This window comes from Pseudoalteromonas haloplanktis ATCC 14393 (assembly GCF_000238355.1).
Lineage (GTDB): Bacteria > Pseudomonadota > Gammaproteobacteria > Enterobacterales > Alteromonadaceae > Pseudoalteromonas > Pseudoalteromonas haloplanktis.
This window is the reverse complement of sequence record NZ_AHCA01000012.1, coordinates 49796-68262: the sequence shown is the minus strand read 5'-3', so window position 1 is coordinate 68262 and position 18467 is coordinate 49796. Positions and strand designations below refer to the sequence as shown.

General features: G+C 40.9%; 18 protein-coding genes and 2 tRNA genes. 13 read left to right on the top strand and 7 right to left on the bottom strand.

What is annotated here, in order from left to right:
* Positions 1-38: 38 nt before the first annotated feature.
* Positions 39-4433 (bottom strand): S8 family serine peptidase, encoded by a 4395-nt coding sequence (locus PHAL_RS23200; RefSeq protein ID WP_016709965.1) that lies wholly within the window; start codon positions 4431-4433, stop codon positions 39-41.
* A 247-nt stretch (positions 4434-4680) separates the two neighbouring features.
* Between PHAL_RS23200 and PHAL_RS0118710 the strand changes: the two genes are divergently transcribed.
* Positions 4681-5151: a DUF2721 domain-containing protein gene (locus tag PHAL_RS0118710; protein ID WP_016709964.1), complete on the top strand. Its 471-nt coding sequence runs from the start codon at positions 4681-4683 to the stop codon at positions 5149-5151.
* Between the two features lie 121 nt (positions 5152-5272).
* A complete protein-coding gene (locus tag PHAL_RS0118705) occupies positions 5273-5725 on the top strand; it encodes a c-type cytochrome (protein WP_016709963.1) in 453 nt (150 codons plus the stop codon).
* A 69-nt stretch (positions 5726-5794) separates the two neighbouring features.
* Here the strand turns inward: PHAL_RS0118705 and PHAL_RS0118700 are convergent, their stop codons facing one another.
* Positions 5795-6451: a cytochrome b/b6 domain-containing protein gene (locus PHAL_RS0118700; RefSeq protein WP_029216239.1), complete on the bottom strand. Its 657-nt coding sequence runs from the start codon at positions 6449-6451 to the stop codon at positions 5795-5797.
* A gap of 197 nt (positions 6452-6648) precedes the next feature.
* On the opposite strand from PHAL_RS0118700, the gene PHAL_RS0118695 reads away from it, so the two are divergent.
* The 3 genes from PHAL_RS0118695 (at position 6649) to PHAL_RS0118685 (ending at position 8573) form a co-directional block, all read left to right on the top strand.
* On the top strand, positions 6649-7500 hold the full coding sequence (locus PHAL_RS0118695) for an AraC family transcriptional regulator (protein ID WP_016709961.1): 852 nt from the start codon (positions 6649-6651) through the stop codon (positions 7498-7500).
* Positions 7501-7614: 114 nt separating this feature from the next.
* On the top strand, positions 7615-8277 hold the full coding sequence (locus PHAL_RS0118690; protein WP_050901604.1) for an AzlC family ABC transporter permease: 663 nt from the start codon (positions 7615-7617) through the stop codon (positions 8275-8277).
* Entirely contained in the window at positions 8274-8573 is a 300-nt protein-coding gene (locus PHAL_RS0118685; protein WP_016709959.1) for an AzlD domain-containing protein, read from the top strand. The genes PHAL_RS0118690 and PHAL_RS0118685 overlap by 4 nt, the downstream gene beginning before the upstream one ends.
* A 35-nt stretch (positions 8574-8608) precedes the next feature.
* Here PHAL_RS0118685 and PHAL_RS0118680 read toward each other — a convergent pair whose 3' ends face one another.
* Positions 8609-9763: an iron-containing alcohol dehydrogenase gene (locus PHAL_RS0118680; RefSeq protein WP_016709958.1), complete on the bottom strand. Its 1155-nt coding sequence runs from the start codon at positions 9761-9763 to the stop codon at positions 8609-8611.
* A gap of 167 nt (positions 9764-9930) precedes the next feature.
* Here PHAL_RS0118680 and PHAL_RS0118675 point away from each other — a divergent pair, with 167 nt between their 5' ends.
* Together PHAL_RS0118675 and PHAL_RS0118670 are read left to right on the top strand one after the other, a co-directional pair.
* Entirely contained in the window at positions 9931-10800 is an 870-nt protein-coding gene (locus PHAL_RS0118675) for a LysR family transcriptional regulator (RefSeq protein ID WP_016709957.1), read from the top strand.
* A gap of 67 nt (positions 10801-10867) precedes the next feature.
* The gene (locus PHAL_RS0118670) at positions 10868-11359 is read left to right on the top strand and encodes a glutathione peroxidase (protein ID WP_016709956.1); all 492 of its coding nucleotides are present in this window, start codon (positions 10868-10870) and stop codon (positions 11357-11359) included.
* A 49-nt stretch (positions 11360-11408) separates the two neighbouring features.
* On the opposite strand, the gene PHAL_RS0118665 is transcribed toward PHAL_RS0118670, so the two are convergent.
* The gene (locus tag PHAL_RS0118665; protein WP_029216238.1) at positions 11409-11597 is read right to left on the bottom strand and encodes a PA3496 family putative envelope integrity protein; all 189 of its coding nucleotides are present in this window, start codon (positions 11595-11597) and stop codon (positions 11409-11411) included.
* 408 nt (positions 11598-12005) lie between these two features.
* Here PHAL_RS0118665 and PHAL_RS0118660 point away from each other — a divergent pair, with 408 nt between their 5' ends.
* The gene (locus PHAL_RS0118660) at positions 12006-12803 is read left to right on the top strand and encodes a YggN family protein (RefSeq protein WP_016709954.1); all 798 of its coding nucleotides are present in this window, start codon (positions 12006-12008) and stop codon (positions 12801-12803) included.
* 69 nt (positions 12804-12872) lie between these two features.
* On the opposite strand, the gene PHAL_RS0118655 is transcribed toward PHAL_RS0118660, so the two are convergent.
* On the bottom strand, positions 12873-14315 hold the full coding sequence (locus tag PHAL_RS0118655; protein ID WP_016709953.1) for an aminotransferase-like domain-containing protein: 1443 nt from the start codon (positions 14313-14315) through the stop codon (positions 12873-12875).
* A 128-nt stretch (positions 14316-14443) separates the two neighbouring features.
* On the opposite strand from PHAL_RS0118655, the gene PHAL_RS0118650 reads away from it, so the two are divergent.
* On the top strand, positions 14444-15373 hold the full coding sequence (locus PHAL_RS0118650) for a DMT family transporter (protein WP_016709952.1): 930 nt from the start codon (positions 14444-14446) through the stop codon (positions 15371-15373).
* A gap of 59 nt (positions 15374-15432) precedes the next feature.
* On the opposite strand, the gene PHAL_RS24620 is transcribed toward PHAL_RS0118650, so the two are convergent.
* Entirely contained in the window at positions 15433-15885 is a 453-nt protein-coding gene (locus PHAL_RS24620; protein WP_232321867.1) for a diacylglycerol/lipid kinase family protein, read from the bottom strand.
* A gap of 74 nt (positions 15886-15959) precedes the next feature.
* On the bottom strand, positions 15960-16301 hold the full coding sequence (locus PHAL_RS24615) for a diacylglycerol/lipid kinase family protein (protein ID WP_232321868.1): 342 nt from the start codon (positions 16299-16301) through the stop codon (positions 15960-15962).
* 323 nt (positions 16302-16624) lie between these two features.
* Here PHAL_RS24615 and PHAL_RS24405 point away from each other — a divergent pair, with 323 nt between their 5' ends.
* From PHAL_RS24405 to PHAL_RS0118625, 4 genes are all read left to right on the top strand, one after another.
* A complete protein-coding gene (locus PHAL_RS24405; RefSeq protein ID WP_016709951.1) occupies positions 16625-16765 on the top strand; it encodes a hypothetical protein in 141 nt (46 codons plus the stop codon).
* Positions 16766-16976: 211 nt separating this feature from the next.
* Positions 16977-17067, top strand: a tRNA-Ser gene (locus PHAL_RS0118635).
* 51 nt (positions 17068-17118) lie between these two features.
* A tRNA-Ser gene (locus PHAL_RS0118630) sits at positions 17119-17211 on the top strand.
* Positions 17212-17881: 670 nt separating this feature from the next.
* On the top strand, positions 17882-18448 hold the full coding sequence (locus tag PHAL_RS0118625; RefSeq protein WP_016709950.1) for a sugar O-acetyltransferase: 567 nt from the start codon (positions 17882-17884) through the stop codon (positions 18446-18448).
* The last annotated feature ends 19 nt before the right edge of the window (positions 18449-18467 follow it).

The window sequence follows — 18467 nt, the reverse complement described above, 5'->3', positions numbered from 1 at the left end:
CTCCCTTTACTAACTATCACTATTTTCTAGTTATACTATTATTTTTGTTTACGACGACGCATAAACGCAAATGGCGCAACTAGTAATGATAACCAAGCTAGTGAACCACTATCACCATCATTGTCATCATCATCATTGCTCACAATGTTTTTCACACGGATTTCAACAGCGACAGCTTTCGAGCTATTTCCTGCTGTATCTACTGCAATAACACTGAAAGTAAAGTTACGCTCATATTCATAATCAATACTACCTGCAACAACTATTTCACCTGCAGCATTGACTGTTACCAAGTCTGTACCAGATACTAAAAACTTAGTAACTGGGCTAACATCGGCATCTGGATCACTGAAGTTAAGCGTACCAATCACTGTACCAAGCGCGGCATTTTCATCAACACTAAAACGCTGATTTTCAGCAATCACTGGCGTGTTTTCCAAGGCATCTTCAGTTACTGTAATAATCACTTCAACAGCTGTAGATTGATTACCAGCACTATCTGTTGCGCTAACCATTAATTTGATTTCTGGTGTTGCATCAAAATCAATTTCACCAGTAACCGTGATTTGACCAAGCTCATCAATGGTAATACCGTCATGACCTTCCACAGTGTAACTTTCAATTGGCGTTACTTCTGTATCAGGGTCAATAGCGCGCAATTGACCAATGACAGTGCCTGCTTCTGCATTCTCTTGCACTTTGAAGGTTTGGCCAGCTTCAATCACTGGTGTCACTTCGGCGCCTTCATCGGCAACATTCAGCACGTTAATTGTCACAGATTCAGATGCTGACTGATTACCGTCTTCATCAATCGCTACAACCATTAATACCACTGTACTTTGCTCTTCAAAATTAAGTGGTTGTGCAACGGTTAGCATACCAGTGTTATCAATAGTGATTGCATCACTGCCCGTTACAGTAAACATAGTGATTGAACTGTTATCTGGATCGCTGAATGCCAGTTGCGCAAATGCAGTCGCAACAGGCGTATTTTCTGCTACAGAAAATACTTGCCCAGGATTAACAATTGGAGTGACCTCACTCGCTTCATCTGCAACATTAGTGATGTTGATAGTGACTAAAGCAGGCTCTGAAGTATTACCTAAAGTATCAATTGCTACGATAACCAACTCTGCCGTTTGTTGACCTGATTCAAAATCAAGAAGTGAGCTGTTCGATACAAGAATTTGCCCTGTCTTATCAACACTAAAACCTTGATGAGTTTGAGACTGTACGTAAAACTCAGAAATCTCTAAATCTCTATCTGATTCAACAACCTGTAAAGTGCCTACTCGATGACCATTTTCAGCATCTTCAGCGACATCAAATGATGCATTTGCAAGCTTAGGCGCTTGTGTCTCTGGTAGTGCTAAATCTTCAGCTGTCACAAGCTTCACTACATCTTGTAAAGATACAGATGTAAAAGCGAAAGGTGTTGTCGCATTAACGATTGCTTTTTCACCTGGAGCGAGTTGATACACTTCAGTATCGCTGCCATCCAGCGAAGTGAGGCTCACTGGTGCTGAAGTACTAAAAGTAGTCGCACCAACTAGGCTATCTGTTTCAAAATACACACCGCTGGAGTAAGACGCATAACCTACAGAGGCTTTAATATTTAACGGATCACCTAAATTGTCTTGAGTTAGCCCTAGTCTCTCACTACATGCAGAGAAGGTAATGGTATCTTCGCCAGCTGATTGATATAACGGCATTAAATAGCGAAGCGTTTCAACACCAGCTTCATCAATAGTGCCAATAACAGTGCGTGAGCGTCCTGGAGTAGGCGTCGTACGACCGCGATCATTATAATTTTGTAATAAGTAATCGTAAGCACCATCATTATTGATGTCGATATCCAAACGATAACCCGCTTGGAATACATGCGTGATTTCATCACGTAATTGAATCGATGCTGTGACCAATACGCCTGATTCACACCCTTCTAATGCAATGGCATTAAATGTTGTAGCTAGAATATTAAATGGCGCTTCTGGTGCTGATTTTTCAGTGCCAATGGCCACAATGTTTTCTGTCATTGTTGAAACGGTGGTAGCACCAGTATTTTCAACAACAAGCTGCATTTCATTACCCACAACCTCTGGAGCAAGACTTAATTCAGATGCAGCTTTTGGTAATGCATGATAAACAACATGCAGCGCGTAGTCTGATTCACTGTCATCCACATCATCAAACACCAAGGCACCGTCAAATTCAACCAATGTCAAAGCTGCACTACGTGCTGCAACGGCTTCACCATCAATTGGGTTCTCAAGTTTCCACGCAGGTAATTTACTAGGATCAACACTTAGCGTTACATCAAACTCTGTCGTCTGACCTGCAGGTATTGTCACACTAGCTGGAATATCCCAGCTAATTGCACCTGTCTCTTCATCATTTTGATAGCGTGCTTCAGTACGGAGCTTATAAGTTTTTGCTGCTGTCGAGAAGTTTTTCACTGTCACTGTTTTAGTGAAATCCGTAACCTCTTTCAAGTTCTCTAAGCCAAACGATAATGCTGCTTGCTTAGTATTAAACTCAGTATTATCCACCCATGCCGCTACCGGTAAGTTAACCGCTTTTTCAACATTAACTAAACCCGCACCAATCATACTAATCGGTGCAAGTTCAGAATCTGGATTGGTGCTTAGTGGCTTATTAGTCACATTGAGATCTGCGGTATTCATTAGCGTCGCTTTAATTTCAAAAGCATTGCGATCTGGATGCGCTTCGCGTACTAAGGCTACAGCGCCCGCAGTAATAGGACCAGAGAAAGACGTTCCTGATGCCGGAGCTAATTGATCTTGCGTGCCCGTTGCAGCCACCATAATACTCGTACCTGGAGCGGTAATTTCCGGCTTTAACAAACCGTCCATTGATGGTCCACGTGAAGAGAACGTTGCCACTGCACCTGATGTCACTTTGCGTTCAACTACAACGTTATAAGCCACCTTATTTGCAGCTTCAAGTTCAGCTTTCATCGCTGTACCGGTCGCAAAAGTGATCCCAATATTTGGGATGGTAACCGCTGCGTCAAATCCGCCCATTGATGCAGGCGTGCCATCATCGACATTATTTGCAATAAATACAAACGACGCACCGCGCTGCTGCGCATGCAACACTTTTGCAGTGAAGTTACACGCGCCACGATCTATAAGCACGGCTTTACCGGAAAAGTCAGTCTCTGGTGAGAATTCGACACAGCCATTTTGATTTTCTGCAGGATAGACAAGTTCAGCATCTGTATCTGTCATTGCAAACGCAGTTTGTGGACCAAAACCAGAAGGCTGAAAAACAACTTCTTCACCTAGTACTGTACCTGATGCAACACCTACATCTAACGTTGGATGTGTCATCGCCCCCACTGATAATGCGTTTGGTGTCGTACTTGGGCCACCCACTCGAAAAGGATTATCACCGTCATTACCTGCTGAGATAACAACATTAACTCCTAAATCAACGGCTTTTTGAATTAAGTATTGAGCACCACCATCTATGTAAGTCCCCCCAAATTCACCGCCTAAAGACATGTTAATAACATCAACACGATCAGAGATATCACCATCACCATTAGGATCCATTGCCGCTTCTAATGCAGATGCTTGTGCCGCACTTGGACAACCACCACCACACACTGAATACACATATAATTCAACCTCAGGAGCAATACCGGTAACAGAGTGGGAAACTGACGTACCGTGACTTGTTGGCTCATCAACATCAGGTATTACAACTTCAGGATCGTGTTCAATAGGATCTGCGTCATCACGGATATAATCATAACCCCCGTGTACGATGCCTTGTGGCCAAGCCACGGATGTTGGATCTGCTTGCGCTGCGTCATACGCTTCAACAGTACCTGCACCACCAAAAATTTTGTGCGTATAGTCAATACCAGTATCAAGTACAGCCACTGTTTGACCTTTACCGGTGACAGTGCCATTAGCAACCAGCGGTGAGGCTTTTAAATAGTCGGCCGATGCAGCTACATGTAACTCATAATCATACATAGGTAGAACTTTGGCAACGCGATGGTCATTAGCAATTTTTTCTAATGCAGCTGGACTTGCTTGCACAATCAATGTTGGCGCAAGTACTTTAGTTTGACCAATAATTTTTGTAGCAAAATCTAAGCTACTTAATTCAAGAGTCACTTCACTTTGCACTTGTTCAATTTGTGCAATTGTTGCGCGACTATCACCAGCCTGATAAGTGCCTTGCGCCATAAGATCTGCTGCTGTTGTCGCCCGTAATACAATCATATGAGCAGAAGGTTGTTGTTCTTTTACATCTGCCTGCTCGATTTTAGTAATCTCTGAGCTATAATTTTTTAAGTTTACAGAAGTTGCTAATGAGCTTGCACTCGCAAATGAAGTAATTAAAACACTGGTGACAGCAGTTGCAACTGCTGTTCTTTTTATTAAATTATTAGACATAGTTTCCCCTGGGATATGTTATATATTATTGTACTTACTTAGTGATCCTAAAATAGTGCCGAACTAATATAGGGCTTCACAACCAAAAATAACAACAACTCGATTACATATTAATTACAAAGTCGAGCGGAAACTCTAAAAAAAAGCTATAAACCATTGTAAACAAACATTAAATTTAAAATCCATAAAATGTAAACCATTGTAAATAAACGTAACCAATACGCACCTTTAACCTAAAAGAGAAACAATGAACTCTGATGTAATAAATATATTAACAATGGCAAAAGTGATCCAAACTGCCGTTGCGCCGGTTTTTTTAATCACTGGTATTGCTGCTACGCTTGGGGTCTTATCCAATCGTTTAGCGCGCATCACTGATCGAGCCAGACAGCTTGAGCGAAAATTAAAAGTCAGCACCGATGAAGAATTTAATTCGTCCCTGACCACTGAACTTCGAGCATTGTTAAAACGCTCTCGCTGTATTCATATTGCTTTTAGTTTAAGTGTATTAAGTGCAGTGCTTGTGTGTGCTGTGGTTATGCTGCTGTTTTTATCGCATATTCAATCTGTGAATTTAGGGGTTACTATTGGCATTTGCTTCGTAGGCGCGATGGCATTGCTTATTTGTGCCTTTATGTCGCTACTTGGAGAAGTATTCTTAGCAACTCGCAGTATGCGCCGCGGGATGATCTTTGCCGATATTGATATCAATGACTAAAGATTTGAGTGATTAAATTCAATAGCAGTTCAGTTTAACCGCAATAAACTTGAATAATCGACCCTGCTGAGATACAACAGCAGCTATTCAAGCAATGAATTACTAACAAGGGGCAAAAGGAATGAAGTTAAAGCAAATATTTTTAGGTGCGGCACTTTCTACACTCGCGCTAAGCGCGACAGCAAACTCAGCATTTGAAAAACCATCGGATGCAATTGAATATCGCCAAGCTGCGTTTTCAATGATCCGTGTACAAATTGGTGATATGGGCGACATGTTAAAAGGCAAAGTGCCTTTTGATGCAGAGCGCTTTAAACACCGTGCAAATAACGCTGCCGCATTATCAAAAATGCCATGGGAAGCATTTGTAGCAGATTCAGATAAAGGTGAAACATCAGCGCTCCCTGCTATTTGGAGTGATAACGAAACCTTTATGAAAAAAGCAACTGCTTTCCAGCAATACGCTGATGAGCTTGCTGTTGCAGCACAAACGGGCGATAAAAAAATAATCGCCAAAGCATTTGGCCCATGGGCTAAAGGCTGTAAAGACTGCCACTCTTCATTTAAAGATTAATCTCTAGCAGATTTTTACACTAAAACGGCGCTTAACTAGCGCCGTTTTTGATATGCTTTTACTTTTACTTTAACTAAACAAGTAACTGAGAGGCTCTGCGCCCCACGTCATCATTAAACCTGCCAATAACAGCACAAAAATAACAACCGCCAGCCATGGCGACTTAGTTAACTTTGCATCGCTATTAGTAACACTTTGCTCTGCATATCCCGTAACCATCGCTTTTACTAACTTTTTACCTTTGATACGGTAAATAATAATCGCGGCTACGTGCAAAATAATCGCGTAGAATAATAGATCAAAGTTTTTATGATGCACCCAGCCTGCCCACTCAACCACTTGGCTTGAAACATATTGGACCAACGGGCCATCAGTTAAAATATCGTCAGTGGTCATCAAACCACTAACCAGTTGCGTTAGCAATAAAGCAAAAAATGCTAACACCATATAACTGCCCGCAGCACCGTGCCCAGGTTTATTATCTGTTTGCTTAAATGATTTTAGTGCAGCAATAGGTGAATGAAGTAGAGCGCTCAATTTAGCCGTTTGGCTACCAACTACTCCCCAAATAAGCCGAGTTAACAGCAAGGCTAAAGTGAAATACCCAGCGACAAAGTGCAACTCCATCATGCCTTCTTCAGCACTAAAATAGAGTGTTGCGATAGCAATCACTAATAACCAATGAAAACTGCGGATAAACCCGTCCCATACTTTAATTTTCTGCAAAACTTGCTGATCCATCGAAATTATTCCCCTTAAATGCGTCTCTTACGTAATAATGCCACAGACAACTTTATACGCCTATTGAACTCGTCGAACCGCGGTTTATTATGCGGCCAACAACGAGCAATTTTTTACAAGCTTTGTATATCAGTTTAGATATACTCAATCTTAATTAATGTAAAATAACAAAAGTGGTGCGAATGAAAGATGAACAATCAACTTTTTTTTACCATGAAAAATTAGGAGGGTTAGAGGCTTTACAGGCAAGCTTTACGCGTCAAAATTTTTCTCGTCATAGTCATGAAGGCTATACCATTGGCTTGATTGATTGTGGGGCGCAAAAATTTTATCGTAGCGGCAGTAACCATATAGCACCGAAAAATAGCATTATTTTAGTCAATGCAGATCAAATTCATAACGGCCAAACAGCCACTGAATCGGGTTGGGCGTATCGTGCCATGTACCCTCGCCCAGAGCAATTTTCTGCACTCTCTCAAGAGCTAAACGGTATTCGCTGTGGCGCGCCGTATTTTGATAGCGCAGTTTATAACAATCAAGCTTTAACCCGTCAGTTAAACCAATTATTAAACGGCTTAACCAGCAATGGTAATAACCAACTGCACACAGAAAGCTTATTTTATAGTGTGATGACTCAGTTAATGCTGTCGTTTAAACAAGACTGTCGACAATTAAAACAACTAAAAGCCAAAGCAAATCTTGCACATGCGCAACAATACCTTGATGCTTTTTGTTGTGAAGAAATTAGCCTAGAGCGACTAGCTGCACTTAGCCATATGAGTCCATTTCATTTTATTCGCCAATATAAAAAACAATATGGTTTAACCCCTCACGCGTATCAAATACAACGCCGTATTCTGCAGGCAAAAACATTATTAAAACATGGTTTAAACGTTAGCCAAACGGCAAGCGAATGTGGCTTTCATGATCAAAGCCACTTACATCATCACTTTAAATCTCGGCTTGGCGTAACACCGGGTCAGTATCGTAATCTCTTTAGTTCTAACAAAAGTGCACCTGCAAACATCAACTAACGTTATTATTACAATCTAAAACCAGTTCAACATTAACAAGCAGCAAGACTAAATCAGCTTAAAGTAATAAAGGGGAAAACAGTGAGAAAGGCGTTATTAAAAGGGTTCTTAGATATGCTACCGCTGTGTTTAGCGGTGATCCCGTGGGGGATATTATGTGGCTCTTTGGCAATCCAGAATGGCTTTACTGCTGTTGAAACCCAAGCGATGTCATTACTGGTATTCGCAGGCTCGGCGCAGCTCGTTGCCATTGAACTAATAGCAGGCAACACACCATTACTGACCATTTTATTTACCACTTTAATTATTAGCTCACGGCATTTCTTATATGGCTTAGCCGTGCGCCATAAAGTAATCGATCAACCCATGCGCTGGCGCCTACCTGTAAGCTTTGTACTGACCGACGAGTTATTTGCATTTTCACATCATCGTAAAGCGTACCGCACAAAAACACGGTTAGTGTATGCATTAAGTGCTGGATTTAGCTTTTACATTGCATGGAACCTATGGACCTTTATAGGCATTATTGCTGGTAGCTTACTACCTGATCTAACTAATTTAGGGTTAGACTTTGCTATAGCGGCAACCTTTATCGCACTAGTGATCCCAGGGATTAAAAACCTTGCCACATTAGCAACAGTGATCACCGCAGGCGTGGTGGCAACACTACTTAAAAGCCACGGATTCGAATTATGGTTGGTAGTCGCAGCATTAACAGCAATGACTGTAGGCTATGCTATCAGCCGTGTGAATACTCAAGCGGAGCATAACCTATGATGACCACTATTTTACTCATGGCCTGCATTACCTTTTTTACTCGCTACTTATTTTTGCACCGCGCTTTGCCTTTTAAAGTCGGCCCGAAAATGCAGCAGTTTTTAAGTTTTAGCGCCCCAGCTGTGTTAACCGCTATTTGGGTGCCAATTGTATTTGTAACAGATGATGGGATAAATTTAGATTGGCAAAACCCTTATCTTAGCGCAGCAATCGCAGCCATTATTGTCGCATATAAAACACACAATATTTATTACACGACCTTGGTTGGTATGGGTTTGTTTTTAATATTAAATTAGCGCATTAGTAGCGTGCTAATGCGCTATTAGCAGTATTAAACGCTAGCGAGTAAAATAGCGCGACTTTTATCTAAAGTGACTTGCTCGCGCTCACCCAATGCCGTCATCCCGTGGCGCTCAAGTTGCTCAATAATTTTGTCAGCCACTTCTTCACCCAATTCATAATCACTTAAACGTGTTGGCATATTAACACTGTGGAAAAACGCTTCAGTAGCAGCAATTGCTTGCTCAATAGCTGCATCTTCATCAGTGATATCCAACCCTAAAACACGCTCTGCATATTGCAAAATTTTACCGCGCTTAGTCTCTTTTTGCTCAGCCATCATGCGTGGTAAAACAATGGCTAATGTTTGAGCATGATCAAGGCCGTAAACCGCCGTCATTTCATGTCCTAACATATGTGTAGACCAATCTTGCGGTACACCCGCACCAATTAAGCCATTTAACGCCATAGTGGCTGACCACATAATATTTGCACGTACTTGGTAATTATCTGGCTCACTGAATGCTTTAGGACCTTCTTCTATTAAGGTCATTAAAATGCCTTCGGCGAAACGATCTTGTAGTTTAGCGCCTACGTCATAAGTTAAGTACTGCTCCATAGTATGTACAAACGCATCTACAATACCATTAGCAACTTGGCGCTTTGGTAATGAGTAGGTCACTGCAGGGTCAAGCACAGCAAATTTCGGTTGCACTGAAGGGCTTGAAAATGGCAGTTTATCGTGGCTATCAAGATTAGAAACCACACTGAAAGAGTTTGATTCAGACCCCGTGGCAGGTAAGGTTAATACCACACCCAATGCAATGGCTGATTTAACTTCACCACCTTTGGCTAAAATATCCCACGGCTCACCATCGTAGTTTGCCGCAGCGGCAATAAACTTACTACCATCAATAACCGACCCGCCACCCACGGCAAGAATAAAATCTACGTGCTTTTCTTTTACCAAAGCCACAGCCTTCATACATGTTTGATAGCTTGGATTTGGTTCAATACCCGAAAATTCAAACCAAGTATGTTCACTCAAGGCATCTGCGACTTGATCATAAATACCATTACTTTTAATACTGCCGCCGCCATACGTAACCAATACTGTCGCGTTGGCAGGGATCTCACTTTTAATTGCTGCGATTTGCTGTTCACCAAAATGAATTTTGGTGGGGTTTGCAAAACTAAAATTTAACATGCTTGCTCCATTGCTTAGAGTGCTCATTCGTATGAGCTAAAATTTGCTGACCATGTAATTGTAGGGGTTAAATCATTTATTAAAAGACTAAGATCAGAGAATCACTTTTGCACAGCTGCAACAATAGATGCTATAAACTACTATTACTTAAATTTTGAGAACTAAAAATGTGGCAAGGCCTTGATGAATTTTTACATGTAGTTGAACATGGCAGCTTTACTCAAGCGGCAAAAGCTATGGAAGTATCTACATCCCATATTAGCCGCCAAGTACAGCAGCTTGAAAACCGCCTAGGTTCACTACTGTTTCAACGCACTACGCGAAAAATAAGCCTCACGGATGCTGGCCGTGAATATGCCGTTAAACTCAAAGCCATTAAACAAGAATTAATTGACGCTAATAATCAATTACAAGGTGAGCAACGCAAACCTAAAGGGCTAATTCGAATTTCTGGTGCGGGTGAATTCGTTGCCTGCCATGTTGCACCGAAAATAGTTGAGTTTGTAAAACGCTACCCTGAGGTGGAAGTGGATATGGACTTTAACAATCGCAATGTCGATTTAGTTGAAGAAGGCTTTGATCTCGCTATTCGCTTTGGTCGTATGCAAGACTCAAACTTAATAGCACGACCACTTAGCCCACGCATAATGACTTTGGTTGCCAGCCCTGAATACTTAGCACACTACACATCACCCACCACACCATTACAACTAATAGATCATAATTGCTTAGTTGCTATGGGTAAGCGTTGGCGATTTAGTTTTGCTGGTGAAATAAAAGAAGTAAAAATAAATGGTAATTGGCGTAGTAATCACCCAAGAGCATTACTCAGCGCGTCTTTAGCTGGCTTAGGTATTGCTCACTTAGCCAGTGATATTGTTCAGCCCTATGTGCAACAAGGTCAGCTGGTAACTTTACTTGATGAATATCAAGTGACCGATAATGCATCTTGGCTGGTGTACCCTCGCAAGGATTTAATGCCCTACCGTGTTCGATTACTAATTGAATACTTATTAACTAGTTTTTCTAATGACTAAAATTTAAACTTTAAGTCTGTCGCTACACAGGATAAACTTTAACAAACAAAAATAAAAAACCTCCAATATGAACGACTTTTATCAGCTTAGCGCCACCAGCCTGCAAGGGCAATCTATTGAGTTTAATGACTTTAAAAACAAAGTTGTGCTTGTGGTTAACACCGCTAGTCAATGTGGCTTCACCCCACAATATGCTGGCTTACAAGCGCTGCATGAAAAATATCATCAGCAAGGCTTAGTCATTATTGGCTTTCCATGTAATCAGTTTGGCAAGCAAGAACCAGGCAGTGCCAAAGATATTGAGCAAGGGTGCTTAATTAATTACGGTGTAGACTTTGTGATGATGAGCAAGGTAGATGTCAACGGTGAACACGCTCATCCGGTGTTTAGGCACTTAAAATCGGCTTTGCCTGGGTTTTTAACACGTAAAATAAAGTGGAATTTTACTAAGTTTTTAATAGGCCGAAATGGCGAGGCAATTAAACGCTTTGCACCATTTACTAAGCCGCAGCAAATCGAAGGTGCTATTATTAAAGCCCTTAAAAGCAGTAATACGTAAACACTAAAAGCAATAAAGAGGCAATCTGCCTCTTTATCTAAATTATCACTTAGTCGTTTAAGTACTCATCCAAGTCATCTTCGCCCAAGTTTTTACGCAAGCGTTTTTGCTCAAGGTAGTCTTCCAACTTTTTCTTAACCTTTTGCTTATTCTTGTCGTGTTGATTACGCCCGACCATTTCGTACTCGTCTTCAACAAAATCGTCATCTAGCGCATCGTAACTAAATGTCTTACCCACAACCCACTCCATAAAGTGTTTGAGACCAATTAAGGATTTTTTATCACTGTCATTGGTGAAATTAAAAATGTTCAGCACAATTTCATACGTCGAAAGTGCACCAAAATAAAGCCACAACCCAATCTTAAAATGGTGTCATGTCAATATTGTGAATAAATAGCGCTAAATTTTAATTCTGGAAAGTGAGAGTTTTTTATCGAAACGATAAACATATTTTATTAATACAACAAAGTTAGTCAAAATGACTAAAAAGTAGTTTTATTATTATCTACTCATACGATTAAAAATATAAAAAAAACAACTAATACATTGTTTTATAATGTTAAAAATTATTGGCATCAAACTTGATAAGTTTTAAATACGAAAAATACGCACTCGTTAAAATCAACAAATTTGCAGGATATTAAAATGAAAAAATTACTATTAATCGGCTCTTTTTTTATTGCCACAGGGGCAGTAGCGCATACTGATAATGAGACTAATATTTCTTTCAGTGGCGATTCTTGCGACGTCGAATTTAAAAATGACGTGCGTATAAACCCAAATGAGCTAGAAATCTTTACCGCAGACAACAACACGATGAGTTTTGCCGAGCAAGGCGATCTAAAAATAAATGGCCAAACAGTGGCACTTAACAATCAACAACGCCAAGCAATTACGACGTATTCAAATAGCCTACGCAGCCAATTACCTGAAGTCGCAAACATTGCCCTTGACGGTGTTAAAATTGCTGGTGTTGCCATTGAAGAAGTGGCTAATGCATTTAATATTGATAGCCTGGATAGCATTAATGAGCTAATGGCTGATATTAAAGTGGAAGTTGAGAATACCTTTTATCAACAAGGTACATTTGTGATGGGACAGCAGAGTTTTCAGCAGTTTGGTGAAAACTTTGAAAGCCAGTTTGATGAGCAAATAGAAACAGCTGTGCAATCAGCCATGATGCAATCAATGGGCAGTATTTTAATGGCGGTAGGTTCAGAACTAATGGGCTCCGGCGGGGACATGCAAGCCTTTGAACAACGTATGGAGAACATGGGCGCAGAAATCGAAGCCAAGGTTGAGCAACAAGCGAATCAATTAGAAAAACGCGCTGACGCACTGTGTGGTAACTTTTCTACCATTGCAGAGCAAGAGCAACAACTGGTGAAACTAGTACCAGAATTAAAAGATTATCAACTGTTTAGCTATAAAAAAAATAACTAAGCAGAGTCTTTAGTTAACGACAAAAATTTGATATCCCTTTAGCAGCACTCTTTTTAAGGTGCTGCTTTTTTATTTTTTCGCTAAATGAATAAGTTCACCCAGTGTTTTTATGGCTTGCTCAAGTTTTTCAGTCCACGGCAAACCATAACTTAACCTAATGCAATTACGGTATTTATTGGTGGCAGAAAAAATGTAGCCTGGAGTAATACTAATGCCATTTTCAAGCGCAAGCTGAAACAGTTTAACGCTATCATAACCGCTACCTAGCTCAACCCAAATCACACAACCACCTTGCGGATCGCTGATCCGCGCAGTACTCGGAAACGCTTGTTGTAAACACCAGATCATCCGCTCTTTGTTATTTCGTAAACGCTGTTTCAGTAGCTTAAGATTACGCTCGTATTCACCGCTTTGCACAAACTCATATAACGTCCACTGATTGATCAACGAAGTCGAACAACTCAATGCACGTTTATAGCGCCGAGCTTGGGCAGCAAACTTACCAGCAATCAACCAACCAACGCGATAGCTCGGTGCTGCCGTTTTTGAAAACGATGCACAAGTGAGCACCAAGCCTTTGGTTGAATAGGTTTGCGCAGGTGTGCCACGTTGTGCAGTAAAGTGTAAGTCACCGTAAACATCATCTTCAATCAATACCACATTATGAGACTCTAATAATGCGACCAGATCTTTACGCTTATTATCTGGCATAAAGCTGCCAACAGGATTATTAATCGAGGTAGAGAAAACACACGCTTTAATATCATGATCCTGTAAAGCCTGACTCAGATCATCAAGCCAGATCCCATCATCAGGGCATAATGGGATCTCAAGTGCTTTCAACCCTAAACTTTCGATCAGTTCAATAATGCCGAAATAGCAAGGCGACTCAATGGCGATCACATCACCCGCTTTAGTCACACATTTAAGAGCGATTGCTAACGCCTCTTGCGCACCATTAGTGATCACCAACTCTTGCGGGTCAACGCCAATACCAAAATCTAAATAACGATGTATCAGTTGCTTTTTCAGCGGGGCAAAACCATCAATTGCGCCATAATTAATGGCTCGGCTACCAGCAATAGACATAACTCGGCGCATTGTCCGGCTAAGCATTTTATCGGTGGGTGCCGCCGCCACCGGATTAGCAATGCCAAATGGCACCACATCTGCTTGATGGATAGCATCATAAACTTGCTCTATCAACACTTGCATATTCACTGCAACTGGCTCACGGCTGAGTTTGACTCGCTTAGGCCGTGCTAATGGCGTAGTCGATGACTTTAAAAAGTAGCCTGATTTTTCACGTGCTTCTACCAAACCTTGTGCTTCAAGTGATTGATAAGCCAGTTTAACCGTCGGAATACTTACTTTAAGTTTATCGGCCATTTTGCGCAGTGAAGGTAGCTTTTCACCGGGCAGTAAAGTTCCCTTCTCTGATAATTCACGGATCAACTGCATAACTTGCAAGTATAAAAAGTCATGATTACTTTTACTGACAACTAACGACATCTGAAACCTCTTAAAACAGTCCTATCAACAGTCAAAATCTGTATAGGTTGCATTTCTAGTTTTCTGTATATGTTAAGTATACAGAAGCGTATTAAAATAAACACTTAATCGACATACTAGGATCGGCCATGAAAAGCATCGCGCTTTATATTATCACTGTTTTGATTTGGGGCTCGACGTGGCTTGCAATCGAATTTCAACTTGGCGACATAGCCGTAGAAGTATCACTATTTTATCGTTTTAGTTTAGCGGCCATATTAATGTGGGTTTGGGTAAGTGTTAAAAAGTTACCAATGAATTATAGCCGTCGCGACCATGGCTTTTTCATATTATTGGCACTGTGTAATTTTGGTCTAAACTACTTAGTACTGTACTGGGCGCAAAATTATTTAACGTCTGCCATGGCGTCAATCGCATTTTCAATGTTATTACTTATGAATATCGTAAATACTCGCTTATTCTTTGGTAAGCCGATTGCAAAACGAATTTACAGCGGTGCATTAATTGGTGTTGTTGGCATCGTCAGCTTGTTTTGGCCACAATTACAGCAGTTCGACTTAAGTAATGGGGCGTTGGTCGGTTTACTACTTGCTTTAGCCGGTACGTTTGTGGCCTCATTAGGTAATATGGTGAGTGTTCGTAACTCTCAACAGCAAATTGGCGTTATGCAAGGCAATGCTTGGGGCATGCTCTACAGTGCGATTGGGTTGTTATGTTATGTATTTATAACCGATGCTAGTTTGAGCTTCTCTGCACCTGCGAGTTACTGGTATTCATTAGTTTATTTAGCTGTACTTGGCACCGTAATAGCTTTTGCTTGTTACTTTGCACTATTGAAAAACATCGGCCCAGAGCGCGCCAGTTATGTCATTGTGCTGTTTCCGTTAGTTGCAGTGATTTTAAGCACACTGTTTGAAGGTTTTATTTGGCAGGCCAATACGTTTATAGGCTTTAGCTTGGTATTAGTAGGTAACGCCATTGTACTGACCCCCACAAAAAGAATTAAAGCATTTTTTGCAACGCGTTCATTGCTGCAAAAAAGCTCCATCCCCAGTTAGAATGCGTATATACGCAACTAACGCCAAAGCGCCTACTTGTTAGGCGCTTTTTTACAACCTTAAACTTGTGTAACGCTGCTCTTGGGTATGCAAAAGCGTAGTGCTTGTGGATGAATTGTTACTTTAGCTGGCGAGACACCGGCCAGCTCACCATCTGCCTCTAATGGTAAATCAGGGGTTTGGATATATGCTGTGGTTAATCGCTGATAATTAAGCCCTGACATAGCGTGGTGATTACGTAGCAATAAACGGATAAAACTATATAAATTACCAACTAAACCCCGTGCAGGCATACCGTAGCACTCTAAATAACCATTATTTAATTCTGCTTTAGGCGCTATCCGCAGCCCCCCTCCAAAATAATGGTGGTTAGCAAATACAGTAATCAAATTATGATACTTAACTGGTTGCCCAGCCAAGCGCCCTGCTAGCCATTTAGCCTGATAGCCCAATAAATGTTTAAAACCAGCAAAACTATAACCTAATGCAGATAATGCTGGTTTGCTTTGCAATGCCTGTACTACATGGGCATCAAAACCAATCCCTGCAATATTAATAAAGTAACGACTATTTATTTGTCCAATATCTATTTTTCTGAGAAATCACTAAAAATAGCAGTACGCCAAGCTGAGATTGTACAACCAAAGCCACGGGCAAAATCATTACCCGTTCCTTGCGGTAATAACGCCAATGTACAGTTTAATCCCATTAATGCATTTACAGCCAAATGCAGGCTACCGTCACCACCGAGCACAACAACGCGCTTTTGTGATTGAGCCAACATCGTTATTTTTTTGCAGTCATCTGTAAAATCCCCTGTTGTGTAGACAAGAGTGTAACTAATTTGCCGTTTTTGGCATTGCTTTAGCAACCAAGCACAATTTTTTTTATGTTTTTTTTGCGTACTTGGTTTAATAATTATGAGCATCTGGATACCAGCCATTTTAAAAACATGACAACAGACATTTTCAAAAAATAAATTAATCTGAATATTTAATCACTTTTTGTATCTTGTAATGCATAAAAAGTGACATTAAAAACTTAAAGCGACTATATTTAAAGAGTTAATACATTTTAACTATTCATAGCCATGCAAAAAAATTGGAAAAACCAAACTTAACCGCAAGTTAATAAAAGCAATTCACATTAGTTATTTTTATCCGACCACCCTAGTTTTTATCGTTTTATTTTTGTGCAATTTAGAGTCAAAATAGCCGTGTTGTCAAAACAGACATAACCCGGAGCAAAGTAATGAACCCAGTAAATACATTAAACGAAAATGCAGCTACTCATGTTGCCGTAAAACCAACCAATCGCAAAGCGAAAATGCTTGCTAAACTTAACCGTTTCGGCAAAAAGCTCGCTCTTGGCGGCGCAGTTCAATACAAGTAATCACCCAACCATGATTACTTTAGCGGTGCAGCAAACACCCAACCACTAAATGAAACCACTTATTTAGCTCCCTCGTTTGCTGCAACCTCTTCTTTAAGCTCCTTAAAAATCCCTTTTTCATAAAAAAAACCACTTTTTAGAACAAAAAAACAGCAAACGATCTTTTTCCTATTTACACACCCCAATCACCTGCGTATTATTCTTTCCCAACGGAGAGATGGCAGAGTGGTCGAATGCACCGGTCTTGAAAACCGGCAGGGGTTTATAGCCCCTCTAGGGTTCAAATCCCTATCTCTCCACCATTATTACGTTTTGGTGGTTCACTCGACTATCAAAATGACAGTTTATGCGCCGGAGAGGTGGCCGAGTGGCCGAAGGCGCTCCCCTGCTAAGGGAGTATAGGGTTTGTAGCTCTATCGAGGGTTCGAATCCCTCCTTCTCCGCCATTTATTAAATTAAACCGCTTAATTGCGGTTTTTTTATGTCCGTAACCTTTACACCGATGAAGGAGGGTGAGAACCCTCGATCAGGGTTCGATAAAATGTCTGGAACATTTTAGGCCGCAGCAAGCGTCGCGAAGCGATTGATTACATGGACGTAAGCAAGCCCATCCCTCCTTCTCCGCCATTTAATAACGAAGAAAGCCCCGCAATTTATTGCGGGGCTTTCTTCGTTATTAAAAATGGCAGAAGGAGGGTGAGAACCCTCGATCAGGGTTCGACCAAACTTTGTCTGGAACAAAGTTAAACGCACGTAGTGCGGCCCGAAGGGTAAAATATAGGGATGTATTTTTTCACATGTCAGGAACATTTGGGGCCGCTGCAAGCGCCTCCCGCAATTGATTACATGGACGTAAGCAAGCCCATCCCCACGTTTGACGCACATATCAGCATAAAAAGCCTATCGTTTTATGTCCGTAACCTTTACACAGCTCTAATACCAATCGACTTAAATTTTACTTTTCACAAAGAGAATTTAATAACAATATAAATCAGCAGGTTAATCTACCTTCTATGATATAAAACTCATGCAATGTCGTCATTCATGGCGAAAACTATGCTCCACGAATTCTTTTTGCTAATGTGCTAAAACAACTCAATTTAAGCACTAGAAACTATGACTAACACCATAACTGAATTTGAAAAAATGCTTGCTGGCTTGCCTTATAAAGCCTCAGAGCCTGAACTGGTAAAAGCACGTAGCCTCGCTAAATTGGCATGTCATCAATTTAATTTGGCAGACCCTACAACACCCCATGTACGAATTAAAATTCTTGCCGAGTTACTAAAGTTTAAAGGCAAAGCCTATCTTGAGCCAATGTTTTATTGTGATTATGGTTTTAATATTGAACTGGGCGATAACTTTTATGCGAATCATAACTTAACTATTTTAGATGTCTGCAAAGTCACAATTGGTAATAATGTGATGTTTGGCCCAAACGTGATGATATCGACAGCCACTCACCCGATTGACCCTATCGAGCGGCGCAGTACTGAATCAGGCTCCCCAATTACTATTGGTAATGATGTTTGGCTTGGTGGCAACGTTTCGGTTTTGCCTGGGGTGAGCATTGGTGATCGCTGTGTAATTGGTGCAGGCAGTGTGGTCACTAAGAATATTCCTGCTAATTCAGTAGCCGTGGGTAACCCCTGTAAAGTGATCAGAAGTATTGAGGCTAAATAAATAGCCTCTCCGGTTGTTA